Annotated in this window: 18 protein-coding genes; 4 read left to right on the plus strand and 14 right to left on the minus strand. The window is 73.1% G+C overall.

What is annotated here, in order from left to right:
• Nucleotides 1-39: 39 nt before the first annotated feature.
• On the minus strand, nucleotides 40-2244 hold the full coding sequence (locus ACFV18_RS02795) for a trypsin-like peptidase domain-containing protein (protein ID WP_380478501.1): 2205 nt from the start codon (nucleotides 2242-2244) through the stop codon (nucleotides 40-42).
• Between the two features lie 5 nt (nucleotides 2245-2249).
• Nucleotides 2250-2678: a CU044_2847 family protein gene (locus ACFV18_RS02800; RefSeq protein ID WP_380478503.1), complete on the minus strand. Its 429-nt coding sequence runs from the start codon at nucleotides 2676-2678 to the stop codon at nucleotides 2250-2252.
• Nucleotides 2679-2864: 186 nt separating this feature from the next.
• Here ACFV18_RS02800 and ACFV18_RS02805 point away from each other — a divergent pair, with 186 nt between their 5' ends.
• A complete protein-coding gene (locus ACFV18_RS02805; RefSeq protein ID WP_380478505.1) occupies nucleotides 2865-3434 on the plus strand; it encodes a TetR/AcrR family transcriptional regulator in 570 nt (189 codons plus the stop codon).
• Nucleotides 3435-3923: 489 nt separating this feature from the next.
• On the opposite strand, the gene msrA is transcribed toward ACFV18_RS02805, so the two are convergent.
• Together msrA and ACFV18_RS02815 are read right to left on the minus strand one after the other, a co-directional pair.
• Nucleotides 3924-4442 (minus strand): peptide-methionine (S)-S-oxide reductase MsrA, encoded by a 519-nt coding sequence (gene msrA / locus ACFV18_RS02810; RefSeq protein WP_380478507.1) that lies wholly within the window; start codon nucleotides 4440-4442, stop codon nucleotides 3924-3926.
• 132 nt (nucleotides 4443-4574) lie between these two features.
• Complete coding sequence (locus ACFV18_RS02815) at nucleotides 4575-5153, minus strand: YbaK/EbsC family protein (protein ID WP_380478509.1); 579 nt, start codon at nucleotides 5151-5153, stop codon at nucleotides 4575-4577.
• A gap of 151 nt (nucleotides 5154-5304) precedes the next feature.
• Between ACFV18_RS02815 and ACFV18_RS02820 the strand changes: the two genes are divergently transcribed.
• Nucleotides 5305-6585 carry a YhgE/Pip domain-containing protein gene (locus ACFV18_RS02820; protein WP_380478511.1) on the plus strand — a complete coding sequence of 427 codons (1281 nt, stop codon included), beginning with the start codon at nucleotides 5305-5307 and terminating at the stop codon, nucleotides 6583-6585.
• 8 nt (nucleotides 6586-6593) lie between these two features.
• On the opposite strand, the gene ACFV18_RS02825 is transcribed toward ACFV18_RS02820, so the two are convergent.
• Entirely contained in the window at nucleotides 6594-7163 is a 570-nt protein-coding gene (locus ACFV18_RS02825) for a maleylpyruvate isomerase N-terminal domain-containing protein (RefSeq protein WP_380478513.1), read from the minus strand.
• A 41-nt stretch (nucleotides 7164-7204) separates the two neighbouring features.
• Nucleotides 7205-7579, minus strand: coding sequence for a VOC family protein (locus ACFV18_RS02830; RefSeq protein ID WP_380478515.1), 375 nt, complete (start codon nucleotides 7577-7579; stop codon nucleotides 7205-7207).
• Nucleotides 7580-7889: 310 nt separating this feature from the next.
• Here ACFV18_RS02830 and ACFV18_RS02835 point away from each other — a divergent pair, with 310 nt between their 5' ends.
• Nucleotides 7890-8615: a class I SAM-dependent methyltransferase gene (locus tag ACFV18_RS02835; RefSeq protein ID WP_380478517.1), complete on the plus strand. Its 726-nt coding sequence runs from the start codon at nucleotides 7890-7892 to the stop codon at nucleotides 8613-8615.
• Nucleotides 8616-8622: 7 nt separating this feature from the next.
• On the opposite strand, the gene ACFV18_RS02840 is transcribed toward ACFV18_RS02835, so the two are convergent.
• The 8 genes from ACFV18_RS02840 to ACFV18_RS02875 all read right to left on the minus strand — a co-directional run bounded on the left by ACFV18_RS02840 (nucleotide 8623) and on the right by ACFV18_RS02875 (nucleotide 14665).
• Nucleotides 8623-9033: an Imm7 family immunity protein gene (locus ACFV18_RS02840; protein WP_380478519.1), complete on the minus strand. Its 411-nt coding sequence runs from the start codon at nucleotides 9031-9033 to the stop codon at nucleotides 8623-8625.
• A gap of 10 nt (nucleotides 9034-9043) precedes the next feature.
• Nucleotides 9044-9580 carry a DUF6193 family natural product biosynthesis protein gene (locus tag ACFV18_RS02845; protein ID WP_380478521.1) on the minus strand — a complete coding sequence of 179 codons (537 nt, stop codon included), beginning with the start codon at nucleotides 9578-9580 and terminating at the stop codon, nucleotides 9044-9046.
• Between the two features lie 63 nt (nucleotides 9581-9643).
• Nucleotides 9644-10414 carry a MerR family transcriptional regulator gene (locus tag ACFV18_RS02850; protein WP_380478523.1) on the minus strand — a complete coding sequence of 257 codons (771 nt, stop codon included), beginning with the start codon at nucleotides 10412-10414 and terminating at the stop codon, nucleotides 9644-9646.
• A gap of 26 nt (nucleotides 10415-10440) precedes the next feature.
• Nucleotides 10441-11265, minus strand: a complete 825-nt coding sequence (locus ACFV18_RS02855; protein ID WP_380478524.1) for an alpha/beta fold hydrolase — start codon at nucleotides 11263-11265, stop codon at nucleotides 10441-10443.
• A 71-nt stretch (nucleotides 11266-11336) separates the two neighbouring features.
• Nucleotides 11337-12278: a sigma-70 family RNA polymerase sigma factor gene (locus tag ACFV18_RS02860; protein WP_380478525.1), complete on the minus strand. Its 942-nt coding sequence runs from the start codon at nucleotides 12276-12278 to the stop codon at nucleotides 11337-11339.
• A gap of 10 nt (nucleotides 12279-12288) precedes the next feature.
• Nucleotides 12289-13515 carry an NAD(P)/FAD-dependent oxidoreductase gene (locus ACFV18_RS02865; protein ID WP_380478526.1) on the minus strand — a complete coding sequence of 409 codons (1227 nt, stop codon included), beginning with the start codon at nucleotides 13513-13515 and terminating at the stop codon, nucleotides 12289-12291.
• An 80-nt stretch (nucleotides 13516-13595) separates the two neighbouring features.
• Nucleotides 13596-14036 (minus strand): hypothetical protein, encoded by a 441-nt coding sequence (locus ACFV18_RS02870; protein WP_380478528.1) that lies wholly within the window; start codon nucleotides 14034-14036, stop codon nucleotides 13596-13598.
• A gap of 20 nt (nucleotides 14037-14056) precedes the next feature.
• Nucleotides 14057-14665: a TetR/AcrR family transcriptional regulator gene (locus ACFV18_RS02875; RefSeq protein WP_380478529.1), complete on the minus strand. Its 609-nt coding sequence runs from the start codon at nucleotides 14663-14665 to the stop codon at nucleotides 14057-14059.
• Nucleotides 14666-14756: 91 nt separating this feature from the next.
• Here ACFV18_RS02875 and ACFV18_RS02880 point away from each other — a divergent pair, with 91 nt between their 5' ends.
• Nucleotides 14757-15140: a DUF4345 domain-containing protein gene (locus tag ACFV18_RS02880; protein WP_380478531.1), complete on the plus strand. Its 384-nt coding sequence runs from the start codon at nucleotides 14757-14759 to the stop codon at nucleotides 15138-15140.
• The last annotated feature ends 134 nt before the right edge of the window (nucleotides 15141-15274 follow it).

Here is a 15274-nt window from a genome sequence, read left to right on the forward strand (position 1 = left end):
CCGTGGTCGCTGCCGCCGGCGCGGCATCGTCGGTCGTCATCAGGCCGGTTCCTCCTCGGGGTCGAAGAGTTCGGGCACGATCGGTGCGGGCCAGTCGGGGCGTTCCTGCGCGAGGACCGGCCGCAGGGGGTACGCGGTGTCGTCGCCGCGTACGAGCGCGCGGTACTGGCGGACCCGTTCGGCGAGCGTGTCGTGCGGCCCGTCGGGGTCGAGCGGGTCGTAGTGGTCGGCGGGCAGCGCCTCGGGGTCGGCCCGGTCCCACAGGACCGTCGGGATACCGGCGTGCAGGCAGAGCGCCGCGTGGCGCTGCCGGACGGCGGCGCCGGGCGTGCGGACCAGGACGCGGGCGGCCGTCAGGTCGCGGAAGAGCACGGACTGGACCTGGTGGTCGGCCGTGCAGGTCTCGTCGAGGTGGAGGGCGGGCGGCGTCTCGCGGTACTCCCAGCGGTTGGCCAGCGAGCCGGTGCGTTCGGCCAGATCGACGCCGCTCAGGGTGCGGCCGAGCCGGACCAGCACCCGGCGGCGCAGGCCGAGCGGCTCCGAGGTCAGGCCGGCGGTGCTTGCCGGGTCGGCCCCGTCCCAGGTGTCGACGGGCAGTGCCAGCTCGTGGTCGTCGAGGAAGAATTCGATCACCGCGTCGGTGCCCCGGACGGCGGCGATCGAGCGGATCCGCCGGGCGATCGCGTCGGGCGGCATGGGCTCCGGGGCGACGTCCGTGGCCAGCCGCAGGCTCCCGTCGGGCTCCGCCGCCCACACGTGGCACAGGTAGCGGCCCGGCGCCCCGTTGTTGGGCCGCTCGTACAGGCTCAGGCTGACGGCCACCCGCCCCGCGCTCCACTGTTCGGCCCGCCGCTCGGCCCACTGCTCGGCGAGGGCGCGGTGCTCGTGCAGCGCCGCCTCGGGGATGCCCAGGCGGCGCAGGACGCGGCTGCCCCAGTCCCTGAGTTCCTCCGCCGCCTCCGGGCGGTCGGCGGCGAGTTGGGCAGCCCGGTACTCGGTGAACCGGAGCAGTTGCGGAACCAGCCGGGAGGAGTGCCGGTACAGGCCCTCCAGGTGCGCGATCAGCCTCGGCAACCGTTCCCGTTCGAGCGCCTCGGTGTTCGCTTCGAGGGGCAGCCGGAGGTCCTCCGGCAGCGGGACCCCCGCCAGCGGCTCCACGCCGGCCAGGCCGATCGGGAGACCCGCGACGGGCTCGCCGATCTGCTGGAACAGCCACGCGTACTCCTCGGGCGAGAGCAGCGCGCTCACCCCGAGGAGGGGCATCTTGGCGAGCAGCAGGTCGGCCGTCGCGTCCTGCGAGTCACGCAGCGACTCGACGAACGCGGCCAGGCCGCGGGGCGTGTGGAGCAGCACCTCGGCGAACTCGTCCGGATCCGGCGCGGCTCCGGCGCCCTCCAGGACGGTCAGCCCGCACGCGTCGGCCACCGCCCTGGCGTGCTGAGCCCGCACGCTGTCCTTCAGGTGCCCGCTGATCAGGGTCTTCAGGGTGCGCTGCGCCGTCCGGCGGGCGCTCGGGTCCGACGGCCGGCCGTGCGCGGGCCGCGTGCCTCCGGCCGGTGCGGGCAGGAGCTTGTCCGCCGCGGCCTCGCCGAGCCGGTCGGCCAGTTCGCGGTGAATGGTGCGCCAGGGGATGGTGAACGCCCGGTTGATGAAGCCGTCGCCCCGCAGCCGCCCGAGGATCAGTCCGACGACCGCCTCCGTACCGCCCGACCAGAGCGGGCCGCCGCTGTAGCCCGGACCGATTCGCGGCCCGGTGCCCCACCGGTCGAGGTAGGCGACGGACGGCTCCACCGACGAGATCGTGCTGTCCACGAAGCTCGCGCCGGACTCCGCGCTGAACCAGGCCCGGACCTGCTGGTCCCGGCCCGGCTGCTGCCAGTACTGCTGGACGGTGCCGGGCGGCTCGGGCCCGAGGATCTCCAGCAGCGCGAGGTCGCCCTCCCAGGACTCGGCCCACGGCGACACCTGCGCACCGTCCGCGTCGCGCGGCGGGATCCACTGGCGGCAGCGCGCCTCGAACTCCCGTCGGCCCAGCTCGATCCGCACCGACCCGGCACCCGGGTGGTCCTGCTGGAACTGGCCGCGCCCCAGCGCGTCGTTGACGACGTGCGCGCAGGTCAGCACCAGCCCGTCCCGCAGGTACAGGCCCGCACCGGACTGGTCGCCGGCCTCGGTGAGCACCGAGACGTGCGAGGCCAGCAGGTCGGCCTCGGCGGCGCGGCCGCTGCTGAACCACTTGCGCACTGTGCTCAGTTCCCGCCGACCTGCGCGGCTCCGGGCTGCGCCGGTAGCGCCTGGGCGGGATCGGCCGTGGGGAGCTTCCAGGTCGCGGAGATGGTCAGGCTGGCCTCGGCCGTACCGCCGACAATGCCGAGCTTCAGGTCGGCGCCGAACTGCACGCCGAACTCCACCGCCACCTCCTGCGGGCGCGAGGGCACGGCCGTCACCGTGTCGTGCACCTCCTGCAGCAGCGGCACCAGCGGTCGCAGCGCCGTCCGCAGCGCGTCCTGCGCGAGCGCGGCGGTCCGCCGCCCCGCCCCGGAGGACACCGCCTCCCCGCCCGCCAGGTCCGGCGGCCTCCGCGCACCCGGAGGCCGCTCCCGCTCGGCGTCCACGGGGAACACCCGCAACCTGACCGACGTACCGTCCTGAAGACCCAGCTCGATGAACTCCGTCACAGCCAGGATTATGGTGACGGCCCGTCGGCCCGGGGGCCGGATCCCGCAAAGTCGGTCAACTCGTTATCCACCCACCTGGCGCCCGGCGCCGATCACGGGGCCGGTCGGTCCGCTCACGAGACACAACGCCATTTCGCCTAAGCTGCTTAGGTAGCTGGATGATCGAACAGCAGGAGGCGGGTCCAGGTGGCACGTGCGGGACTGTCCGCGGAAGTCCTCACCAAGGCGGGCGCGGAACTGGCCGACGAGGTGGGCTTCGAACAGGTCACGGTGACGGAGCTGGCGCGACGCTTCGACGTCAAAGTGGCCAGCCTGTACTCGCACGTGAAGAGCTCGCACGACCTGAAAGTGCGGATCGCCCTGCTCGCCCTGACCGAACTCGCCGACCGCGCCGCCGACGCGATCGCCGGACGGGCGGGCCGCGACGCGCTGGCCGCCTTCGCCGAGGCCTACCGCGGCTACGCCACCGAACACCCGGGCCGCTACCAGGCCACCCGACTCCGACTGGACCCCGAGACCGCGGCGGCCAGCGCTGCCCCCCGGCACGCCCAACTGACCAGGGCAATCCTGCGCGGCTACCACCTGCCGGAACCTGCCCAGACCCACGCGGTACGCCTCCTCGGCGGCGCCTTCCACGGCTACATCGAACTGGAGACCGCCGGAGGCTTCGCCCACACCCCGGTCGACCCACAGGCGTCCTGGGACTGGATCATCGACTCCCTGGACACCCTCCTGCGCACCCACGCCGAAACCTGACACCACCCCGGCCCCACCCACCCAGCCCGACGGCCATCACCGCCTCCCCCAGCCCCCGCCCGACGGCCACCAACCGCCCCCCGCCACACGCCGTCGCGTCCAGGCAGCTTCCACCCGGACCTCAGGAACCACCACCACCGACCCGCTCCCGGCCCGACGACCATCACCGCCCCCTCCGACCCGCCGTCAGGCGCCCGCGTCGTCGCGTACCGGCAGCAGCCCCCACCCCAGCCGCCGACCATCACCGCCCGCTCCGACCCGCCGTCAGGCGCCATCGCCTATCCGCAGCAGCCCCCACCCCGGCCACCGACCCGCTCCCCACCCGACGGCCATCACCGCCCCCTCCGACCCGCCGTCAGGCGCCCGCGCCGGCGCCGTCGCGTACCGGCAGCCTCCACCCCGGCCACCGACCATCACCGCCCGCTCCGACCCGCCGTCAGGCGCCATCCCCTATCCGCAGCAGCCCCCACCCCGGCCACCGACCCGCCGTCAGGCGCCCGCGCCGGCGCCGTCGCGTACCGGTAGCCTCCACCCCGGCCGCGGGTAGTGGCAGGTGTAGCCGTTGGGGTAGTGCTGGAGGTAGTCCTGGTGCTCGGGCTCGGCCTCCCAGAAGTCGCCCAGCGGCGTCACCTCGGTGACCACCTTCCCGGGCCACAGGCCGCTCGCGTCGACGTCGGCGATGGTGTCGAGCGCGGTGGCCCGCTGCTTCTCGTCGCCGTAGAAGATCGCGGAGCGGTAGCTGCTGCCGATGTCGTTGCCCTGCCGGTCCACGGTGCTCGGGTCGTGGATCTGGAAGAAGTACTCCAGCAGCGTGCGGTAGCTGATCCGCGCCGGGTCGTAGACGATCTCCAGCGCCTCGGCGTGGCCGGGGTGGTTGCGGTAGGTGGCGTGCGCGTTCTCTCCGCCGGTGTAGCCGGTGCGGGTCGACTGGACGCCGGGGAGTTTGCGGATCAGCTCCTGCATTCCCCAGAAGCAGCCGCCGGCCAGGACAGCCCGGTCCGTGGTCATCTCGTTCTCACTCCTCGTGTGGGACGTCCGCACCCCTGGTGCGGTGCGTGGCCCGTCCGCCCGGGCACCGCCCGGCGGGACCATCCCCTCCAACCTCCGCCGCCCGTCCGGTGTTCCCACGGCCCGAGAGGTTCAGCCCGCCAGCCCGTCCAGCACCTGCGCCCCGGGCAGCGCGGCCAGTGCCGCACCGGGCAGGATCAGCTTGCCGCGCCGCCGTCCGCTGCCGATCAGCACCCACGGGGTGGCCGCGACGGCGGCGTCGATCAGCAGCGGCCAGTGCGCGGGCAGGCCGACGGGGGTGATGCCGCCGTACTCCATGCCGCTCTCGCCGACGGCGGTGTCCATCGGCGCGAACGAGGCCTTTCGCGCGCCGAGATGACCGCGCACCGCCTTGTTGACGTCCAGCCGGGTGGTGGCCAGCACCACCCCTGCCGCCAGCGTGGTCTCGCCGCCGCGCTTGGCGGCCACCACCACGCAGTTCGCGGACGCCTCGGCGGGCACGTCGTACGCGGCGCAGAACACGGCGGTGTCGGCGAGTTCCGGGTCGGTGTCCACGTACCGCACGGCGCCCGCGAGTTCGGCGTCCCAGTGCTTCAGCGCTGCCGCCACCGGCCCGGCCAGCTCGGCGACGGCGTCCAGCGCGCGCCGCACCTCGGGGAAGTTCCCGAACGGCGCCGCCACCTGCTCGTCCAAGAAATCCTGCTCGTCCATGGCCCCACCCTAGCGAACGCACCGCGCAACCCAGGCTGGCCCGTTGGAGTGAGCGCGGCCGGTGTCGCGGCCGCCCCGGCCGGGGCCGGACCCTATCGTCGTGGGCGTTCCCGCCGGGGGACGGCAGCCGGCGTCGACTGGGTGGAGTGGCATGGCGACCGAAGTTCCCCCGCAGGAGCCCGCCCCGCAGGTCCGCGCGGGGCGGGTGCTGCGCCGGTGGCGGATGTGGCTGGTCCCGGGGGTGCTCAGCGCGCTGGTCGCGCTGGTGCTGTCGCTGCTGTACATGGGCGGCATCCTGACCCCGTCGGAGCATCTGCATCGGATGCCGATCGCCCTGGTGGACTCGGACGCCGGTCCGCCGCTGCCGGGTCAATCCGCGCCGCTGGGAGCGGAGTTGACGGACGCGGTGGCGGCGGGGACGCCGCCGGGGCAGGTGCAGTGGCAGCGGGTGTCGCGCGCGCGGGCCCAGGAGCTGCTGGCCTCGGGCCGGGTGTACGGGGCGCTGGTGGTGCCGGAGGACTTCTCCCGCACGGTGGCCGCCTTGACGGCGGATCAGGCCTCGAAGCGTCCGGTGCTGCTCACGCTGACCAATCCGGGCGCCGGTTCGCTGGCGTCCTCGCTGGCGAGCCAGATCACCCAGCAGTCGGCGCACCGCTCCTCGCAGACCCTCGGCACTCGGCTGACGGCGGCCGTGCCGAACGCCACGGCGACGGCGCGGCTGCTGCTGGCCGACCCGGCGGACGTCCAGGTGCAGCCGGGGCATCCGATCGGTCGGCACACGGGGCTCGGTCTGAGTGCCTTCTACTACACGCTGCTGCTGGTGCTGGCGGGCTTCCTGAGCGCCAACCTGGTGCACAACGGGGTGGACACCTCGCTCGGTTACGCGGACAGCGAGATCGGGCCCTGGCATTGGCGCCGGCCGACGGTCCCGATCAACCGGACCCAGACGCTGGTGGTGAAGATGGTGATGACGGCGGAGCTGTCCGTCGTCACCACCACGATGATCATGCTGGCGACGATCGGCATCCTCGGCATGGACGCCCCGCACCTGCCGCTGCTGTGGCTGTTCTCGTTCTGCGCCTGCGTGGCGGTGGGTCTGGGCGTGCAGGCGATCAACGCGGCGTTCGGCTCGCTCGGCCAGCTGGTGGCGATGTTCGTCTTCATCGCGCTCGCGCTGCCGTCCTCGGGCGCGACGGTCCCGCTCCAGGCCACGCCGTCCTTCTACCGGTTCCTCGGCGCGTTCGAGCCGATGCGCCAGGTCGCGGGCGGGGTGCGGGCGATCCTCTACTTCGACGCGCAGGCCGACGCGGGGCTGACCCGCGGCTGGGTGATGATCGCGGTGGGTTTCGTGGTGGCCCTGGTCTTCGGCTTCGCGATGACCTTCTACTACGACCGCAAGGGCCTGCACCGGATGGTCCCGATGCCGTCCTGACCCACCGGTCAGGACGACAGCGCCGCCCGCCAGCCCCAGGACTCGCGCCGCGCCAGGCCCGGCAGTTGACCGCGCCCGGTGCACCACAGCAGCACCCGCACCGGGTCACCGGTCGGCGCGTCCGGGAACAGCCGGGCCAGCACCGCGGCACAGAGCCCGGGCGGCGGGGTGCGGTCGAGGCCGAGGCCGGTGGCGATGTCGTGGGTGTGCAGCAGGATCTCGGCGACGCCCATCGCGGCGAAGCCGGTCCGATCGGCCGGGCCCCAGTGCCAGGCCCGCAGGTCCGCATCGGTGGCGGCCAGCGCGAGGGCGAGCAACTCGCCGCAGGCCAGAGCGATCTGCAGCGTGGTGGCGGGGTCGGTGCCCGGACGGACCGTCAGGTCGAAGGGCAGGTAGCGGTCGGCGGGCCGGGCCGCCAACTGGCCGGCGTAGGCGAGCAGATCGTGGCCGATGTGCGCCAGCGTCTCCTGGCACGACCACTCCAGCCCGCCCGCCGGAACGCTCCAGTCGGCGTCCAGGTGCGGGGCGAGGGTGAGCCGCAGCTCCGCGAGGGCCGCACGCAGATCCTGATCGTTCATCAGCTCATCCTCGCACCCGCACCGTTGACCGGCTACCGGCCCTACAGGTACGGGCGGGTGATCAACTCCAGGCCGTGGCCCGCCGGGTCGAGCAGGTAGACGCCGCGCCCGCCGTGCTCGGTGTTGGTCTCGCCGGGGCGCTGCATCTGCGGGTCGGCCCAGTGCGGGATCTCGCGCTCGCACAGCAGCGCGTAGGCCCGGTCGAAGTGCTCGTCGTCGACCAGGAAGGCGTAGTGCTGGCGCTGGATCTCCACCGGCGGCTCGGCGAACTGGAGCAGCACGCCGTCGGCGAGCGTCAGGTTGGTGAACGGCCCCCAGGACGGGGCCTGTTCGGCCTCCAGCAGCTCGCGGTAGAAGCGTGCGGCCACCTCGCGATCGACGGACGCGATGATGGTGTGATTGAAGGCAGCAGGCATGGCTTTGGGTGAACCTCGTTCCGGTTTCGGGGAGTTGGCGCAGGCCCTGTCGGCCTGCCCGGTCTGCTCGTCTGCTCGGTCTGGGTGGCACTGCCCCCAGGACCGGGCGGTCCCCTGACCGGCGGGCACCCCGAGGGCACCCGGGGCGGCCTCAGCCGCCCACCGGGTCACCGATCCGTGTGTGGCCCATGGCCGTTCCGGTGTTCACCCGGGCACCGTACGCAACACCCCGCCCGGGCGGCAACGGGTTTTCCACCGCCCGCCGAAAATCGCAGGTGCCCGCCCCTCCGCCCGGCATACCCTCGCCCGCATGGCAGACGAGTGCTTCACCGACCCCCGCCTGGCCGCGCTCTACGACGCGCTGGATCCGGACCGCTCCGACCTGCTCCCCTACCTCGGCCTGGCCACCGAACTCGCCGCACACAGCGTCCTCGATCTCGGCTGCGGCACCGGCGTGTTCGCCCTGCTGCTGGCCGCCCGCGGCATCGAGGTGACGGGGGCGGACCCGGCAGCCGCGTCCATCGAGGTGGCCCGATCCAAGCCGGGCGGCGACGGCGTCCGCTGGATCTGCGGCGACGGAACGACGCTGCCGCCGCTTCACGTCGATCTGGCCACCATGACGGCCAACGTCGCCCAGGCGATCACCGACCCCGCCGGCTGGCTCGGCACCCTGCGGGGCGTCCACGCGGCGCTCCGGCCGGGCGGCCACCTGGTGTTCGAGACCCGCGACCCCGCCCGTCGCGCCTGGGAGCACTGGACCAGGGAGGCCACCCACCAGGTCACCGACCTGCCGGAGATCGGCCCGGTGGAGACCTGGTTGGACCTGCTGGACGTCAACGGGCCGCTGGTGGCCTTCCGTTCGCACTACGTCTTCCGCTCGGACGGCAGGCACCTCACCTCCGACTCCACGCTGCGCTTCCGCGAGCGCGCCGAGGTGGCGGCCGACCTGCAGGCGTCGGGCTTCGAGCTCCGGGAGGTCCGCGACGCCCCCGACCGCCCGGGCCGCGAGTTCGTCTTCCTCGCCCGCCGCCCCTGACACCGCGTCAGGAAAGCCAGGGGTCCTCCAGCACCGGAATGCACGGCGACAGGTGGGCGTCCTCGTGCACGCTCACCTGCCCCCGGACCATCCGGTGCACCACGAACCCGTCCGCGTGCACCCGGTCCTCCTCGTCGTGGACGTACAGCAGCCCGTAGGAGCCGGGCGCGCGGACTCCGACCTCGCGGAAGAACGCCAGGATCCCCGGGTACGTGTGGTTGCTGAAGCCACCGAGATGCAGGAACGGTTCGCCATTGATCCACCGCACATCGACCAGCCCGTGCCCGGCGAACTCCCGGGCCCGTTCCTCGATGCCCTCCACCAGCCGCCACAGGCGCGCCTGTTCCACCGCGAAGTCCTCGTCGTCCTCCGCGTCGGCGCGCTCCCGGACGGTCACCCAGCCGTGGTATTCGAACACGCGCGGCAGGCTACCATTCGCCGCCGGGCCGCACCGGACCGCCGAGCCGCACGGGGCCGACGCCGGGCGGCAGTTCACGAACGGCCCACGCGACCGCCTCGCCCGCGGTGGCGAACCGCCCAAGGTTCGAGGTGGCGAGAATCCCGGTGCCCACCCCGAATTCACCGTCCCCGTTCGCCGACAGAACGGGCCCGACCGCCACCATCAACGGCCCGGTAGCAGTGGAGAAACGCAGCCCCCAGTGGCTGGTGAAGGGATACAGCGCACGCAACACCGGCTCCGCCCAGGCAGCCTCGACCAGCTGCCGGTACGACTCGGCCCAGGAATACTCCAGGACGGCCGCCTCCGCACGCAGCCGTTGCCACGCGGACTCGGTCAGTCGGGCAGCGGAAACCTCGGCGAAATTCGGTGAGTCAAACACGGCCCCGATTGTCCCCGACCGGCGGAGCCCTCCCCCGACCGGAGCACCTCGTGCCGCGAGCCAGCCCGAGCCTGTGCCCGCGCTTTCGTCCAGGACCGGGGCCGATACTTCGAGGCTGATGTCCATGCGGGCGAGGATGACGCGGTGCGTGGTCTCAAGAAGTTCGACGACGCCTGCCTCCGCCACCCGTCAGGGCAGTTCGGCCCCGGTCGTGTGCAGCTTCTGCTGGATCAGCTCGGTGAGCCGGCTCCACCCAGGCCGGGTGTCCTCGCCGTGGTGGGTGAGCAGGTCGTGGCGGGTGGTGGCGTCGTCCTTGTCCTGGAGGCCGGTCAGGGTGGGCAGCAGGGAGGGGTCGGCGAGGAAGTGCTGGGCCATCTCCTCGGCGAGTTCCTCGATCCGGGGGTCGTCGGCGGCCCAATTCCCGGCGCTCCAGGTGAGTTTGATCAGGGCGACGTGCCGGGGGTCGTCGAGGCCGTGCTCGATCTGCGCGAGGTAGTCGTCGAATCCCTCGGGCACCAGGGCCCGGACCAGGATCAGTCCCTCCCGGGCGATGGCCATGTCCTCGGTGGAGAAGCCCAGTCCGGGCATCCGGTCGAGGATGGCGCAGGCCCGATCGGGCAGCAGCACCCGGTCGCCGGTGGCGAGTCGGCGCAGCGTGTCGCGGCGGGCGGTCAGTTCCTCGATCCGGCGGGTGAGGTCGTCCTCGACCTGGTCGAGCGCGGTCGTGAAGTCCTCTCCTTCGGCGTCCAGGATGGGGCCGATCCCGGCCAGCGGGACGCCTGCCCCGGCCAGGATGCGGACCTGGACCAGGCGCAGCAGTTCGGCGGTGCCGTAGCGGCGGTAGCCGGAGCTGTCGCGGCGGGGTTCCTCGACCAGGCCGTTGCGGTGGTAGACCCGGATGGTCTTCACGGTGATGCCGGCGAACGCGGCGGCCTGTCCGATGGTGATCCCGTCTGTCATTCTGCCTGTCATCCCGTCAGAGAACCTCACTGCGAGGCGTCCTGTCCAACCTCGCGCACGGCGGCTGCGACGGCCCGGTGGTCCTTGCGCACGATGGTGGTGTGCTTGCTCGGGACGGTGGCGCTGACCTGCACGTGCGGGTTGCGGGCGAGGATCGGGTCGAGGGTGGCGCGCATCGCGGTCAGGCCCTCCTCGGTGCCGCCGAGGCTGGCGCCGGTGGCGACCAGGAACCGCATGGGGAAGGTCACCAGGTCGAAGGCCGGGTCGCTGTCGGCGACGATCTCGTTCAGTTCGATGTTGATTTCGGCGTGTTCCTCGGCGGACATCCGCGCGGCCATGCCCAGCGGCCGGACCAGCGGCATGATCCAGCCGAACTTCCGGAACATGGCGCGGATCTGTTCGCGTCCGGCCTCCCGGCCGCCTTCGACGGTGGCCAGGTAGTCCCAGGGGTAGCCGCCGTCGACCATCACCGCGCCGACCGTCCGGTCCGGGTTGCGGGTGCTCCAGTGCAGGGCCAGGGCCGCGCCGTAGGACCAGCCGACCAGCAGCGGCCGCTGCACCCCGGTGGCGTCCAGCACGGCGTCGATGTCGCGCAGGCAGGCGGCGAAGGAGTAGTCGGCCGACTGCTTGGAGCGGCCGCGAGCCCGTTCGTCGAAGGTGATGTGCCGGTAGCCGTCGCCGAGTTCGGCGATGACGTGCCGCCAGTTCCGCTGGGTGGCGTAGGAGCCGTTGAGGTAGAGCACGGGCTGCCCGGGGCCGCCGGTGTCGGTGACGGCGAGCGCCGTGTCCTCCACCGGAACCAGCCCGGACCAGGGAGCCTTGTGGGTCGTGGTGTTCGCGTTCTTCGTCATGCCTTCAGCGTGGGGCTTGACCTCGGGTCAAGGTCAAGCCGACCGCATGTGACCTACCAGGTGACCGACCGTCACCACTCCGCGACCAGCGGCGCCCCCGGTTCGTGCTGCCCCCAGACCGTGTTGAGACGCGTCAGCCGGTCCGCGGCGCCGATGCCGCACAGCGACGCGACCTGGCCGTCGCGGAGCTCGAACACCACGACACCCGCCACCCGGCCGTCGACCACGGCGGCCACGGCCGGGGTGCCGTTGACGTCCGTGAGGTGCAGCGCGACGGAGCCGCCGGCCAGCCGCCGCTTGGCGGGGGTGGGACGGAAGCCGGCCCGCACGGTGGCGGCGATCTGCTCCCGCGTGGTGAACCGCAGCAGTCGCTTGGCCAGCCCGGCGCCGTCCGAGACCATGGTGGCGTCGGCGGTGAGCATCGCCACCAGCTGGTCGACCCGCCCGGAGGTGGCGGCGGTCAGGAACTCCTCCACCACCCGCCGCGCGGACGCCGGGTCGGCCGCGCGGCCGCCGCCGGGGCGTTCGGCGGCGACCCGGCGGCGGGCCCGGTGGACGTGCTGCTGGCTGGCGGACTCGCTGATGTCGAGGATCCCGGCGATCTCGGCGTGCGGGTACGAGAACGCCTCGCGCAGCACGTACGCGGCGCGTTCGACGGGCGCGAGGCGCTGCATGACGGTCAGCACGGCCAGCGACACCGACTCACGCTGCTCGACGGTTTCGGCGGGGCCGAGCATCGGGTCGCCCTGGAGCAGCGGTTCGGGGAGCAGGTCGCCGACGGCCCGCTCGTACCGGGCGTGGGCCGAACGGAGTTGGTCGAGGCAGAGGTTGGTGACGACCTTGGTCAGCCACGCCTCGGGCACCTCGATCCGGTCGCGGTCGGCGGCCTGCCAGCGCAGGAAGGCGTCCTGCACGGCGTCCTCGGCGTCGCCGGCCGAACCGAGCAGACGGTAAGCGAGCGAGGCCAGCCGGCTCCGGCTGGCCTCGAAGCGGTCGATGGCGGCGCTGTCCATGTGCGACAACTTAGGCGGCGCTCCGCACCGGGCCCTGCGCGGGGTTCTGGCCGGCGTTCTGGCCGGGTGTCCGCGCGGGGACGGCCGTCAGGTGGTGCTTGCGCCTGGGCAGGCCGTAGGTCGGGTGCGCGATGGTCCACGCGGAGGCCTTGAGGACGCTCGCCTTGAACCGCACGGCGGTCCGGCCGCCCAGGAACCAGGACTTGGAGCGTTCGGCGCCGTCCACCATCTGTACGAGCGCGTCCCGCTGCCCGAGGCTGATGTGGTTGCCGAAGTACTTCAGTCCGGAGACCGTGGCTTCGCGGCCCGTCAGGCGCGCGACGATCGCGGCGGTGGCCTGGCCGGCGGTGAGGCCGGCCGAGGCGCAGGACATCGGCAGCGGGCGGCCGTTCACTCCGGTCGCATGGGCGCAGTCCCCGGCGACGTAGACGTCCGGGTGCGAGACGGAGCGCATGGTGCCGTCGACCAGGATCCGGCCGTCCGCGGCGAGCTCCAGGCCGCTCAGGGCCGCCAGCGGGTTCACGGCGAACCCTGCTGTCCAGACCGTCACTTCGGCGGGCAGGGCGCGCCCGTCGGCGGCGATCGCCCGGCCGGGCTCGACGGCTTCGATGCCGGTGTGCTCGTGGACGGTGATGCCGAGCCGGGCGAAGGACGCCCGCAGGTGACGGCCGGCCTTCGGGGAGAGCCAGGCGCCGAGTTCGCCGCGGGCGGCGAGCGCGACCGCCAGGTCGGGGCGGGCCTCGGCGATCTCGGCGGCGGTCTCGATGCCGGTCAGCCCCTCCCCCACCACCAGTACGGTGCCGCCGGCGCCCAGCGCGGCCAGCCGGTCGCGCAGCCGCAGCGCCGAGGGCAGGCCGGTCACGTCGAACGCGTACTCGGCCACACCGGGGACGCCGTGCCGGTCCACCGCGCTGCCGAGCGTGAACAGCAGGGTGTCGTAGGCGAGTTCGGCGTCCCCGTCCGCACCGCTGACGGCCACGGTCCGGCGCTCGGGGTCGAGCCCGGTGACGCGGGCCACCCGCACCCGCACCCCGGTACCCGCGAACATGTCGGCGAGCGGGCGGAATCCGACCTGGTGGCCGCTCGCGAGCTGGTGCAGCCGCATCCGCTCGACGAAGTCTGGGGCGGCGTTGACGACGGTGATCTCGATGTCCTCGGCGTTCAGCCGGCGGGCCAGGTTTCCGGCGGCGAAGGCTCCGGCGTAGCCGGCGCCGAGGACGACGATGCGGTGCCTCATGAGGGTGCTCCTGTCTGGTTCACGTGCCCTCTGAACGGGACGGCGCACCGATTGCTGACAGCACCCGAACGTGACCTGCGTCACCAGACCCCGGCCCCACCCCCGGCCGGGCCCAGGGCAACCCAACCGGCAAGCAGGGTGAGCGCGTCCGCGGCGGCACCGTCCGCAGGCGCGCCGCAGACCACCGCACCGAACCCCTCCGGCACCCCCATTCCCTCGCGGCCACGTTCCGGTTCGCCGACCACCGGGCGCCGGAAACGTCTGACGCCCGCCCGGACCACGCGCACGTCACGGCCGCCCCGCACGGTGCCGAACTCCTCGCTGCGGACGGACAGTTCGCCGATCGGCCGGGCCGGCTCCGAATCACACGGCCGCCCACCCTGCCCGCCGCGTGGAGTTGCGCCCGGCGACGAGGCCGCCCGGACCGTCCCCGCCGTCAACCAGTGCGGGGCACCCGCTCCTCCAGCAGACCGAGGCCAAGGCTCTCCAGGACCCGCAACGACTCCTCCTGAAGCACGCACGCCCCGCCCCAACCGTCCGCTCAGCGCGGCCAGTCCGGCGCGGGGTCCTCGTCGAGCAGCGGCCTGATCGCGCCCAGGACCGCACCGATGCAGACGTCGCGCAGCTCGGCGCGGGTGCAGTTCGGCGCGATCAACCAGTCCACGCACAGCACCTGAACAAACACCAGCCAGCTCTTCAGCACGCCCGACACGGCCTCCCGGCTCCGGTCCCCGGCGGGCGGGAGCGCGCTCAACAGGCGCTCCCGCAGCGCGTCGAGCTCGTCGGCGATGATCGTCTGGACCAGCCGGTCGCCGGCCAGCACCCGGTTCGCCGCCAGCACGGTGTTGCGGTTCTCCGCGAAGTACTCGATGTGCGCGTCCAGCCCCTCGGCGAGCTGCTCGACCAGGGAGTCCGCGGGGTCGAACCGGGTCTTGGCGAGCAGCTGCTCGGCGACCTGCCGGTAGAGGGCGGCGAACAGGTCCCGCTTGCTAGGGAAGTGCCGATAGAGCAGCGCCCGGGAGACCCCGGCGCGCTCGGCGATGTCCTCCATCAGCACCTCGTCGTACGCGTGCGCGGCGAAGAACTGCGCAGCGACGGCCAGGAGTTGGGCGCGGCGTTCGGCGGGGCTGAGGCGCTGGCGAGGAGGCATCCGGCCATGCTACTTGACACGCGTCCACTAGCGGCGCGTAGCCTGATGACTCTGGTTGACGCGTGTCTACTAACAGGGGGTTGACGCTGTCATGACCAAGGCCAAGGCACTACGCGCGCTCATGCTCACCATGGGCTTCAGCTGCGTGGCGATCGGGCTCCTCCACGTCCTGCTCGGCAACTCCGCGATCCCCGGCGAGAGTTCGGCTGGCCCGACCATCGACAGCCTCGGCCGCTTCTTCGGCGCGATCTTCGCCGGCTACGGCGTCGCCTGGCTCCGGGCCGCCCGCCAGTCGCCGATCCGCACCACCACCGTCCAATGGCTGTCCGGAATCCTGCTCCTGGGCGCCCTCGGACGACTCCTCTCCCTCGCCGTACACGGCTGGCCGCACTGGTTCCAAATCGCCCTGGCCGCCATCGAACTGGCCCTCCCACCCCTCTTCCTCCGGCTGGCCCACCCCGCCCCCGCCCGGTAACCCCGACCCGCCTCACCGGGCGGGCTCCCACGCACCACCCCGCCCGGGCACATACGATCAACTGCCCGCCAGGGACCGGCACCGCCGCAGACGGGAGCCCGACCGGTGGAGGACCGGAACAGACTCTGCTGCTA

Source organism: Kitasatospora sp. NPDC059673, from assembly GCF_042734215.1.
In the GTDB taxonomy this organism is placed as follows: Bacteria; Actinomycetota; Actinomycetes; order Streptomycetales; family Streptomycetaceae; genus Kitasatospora.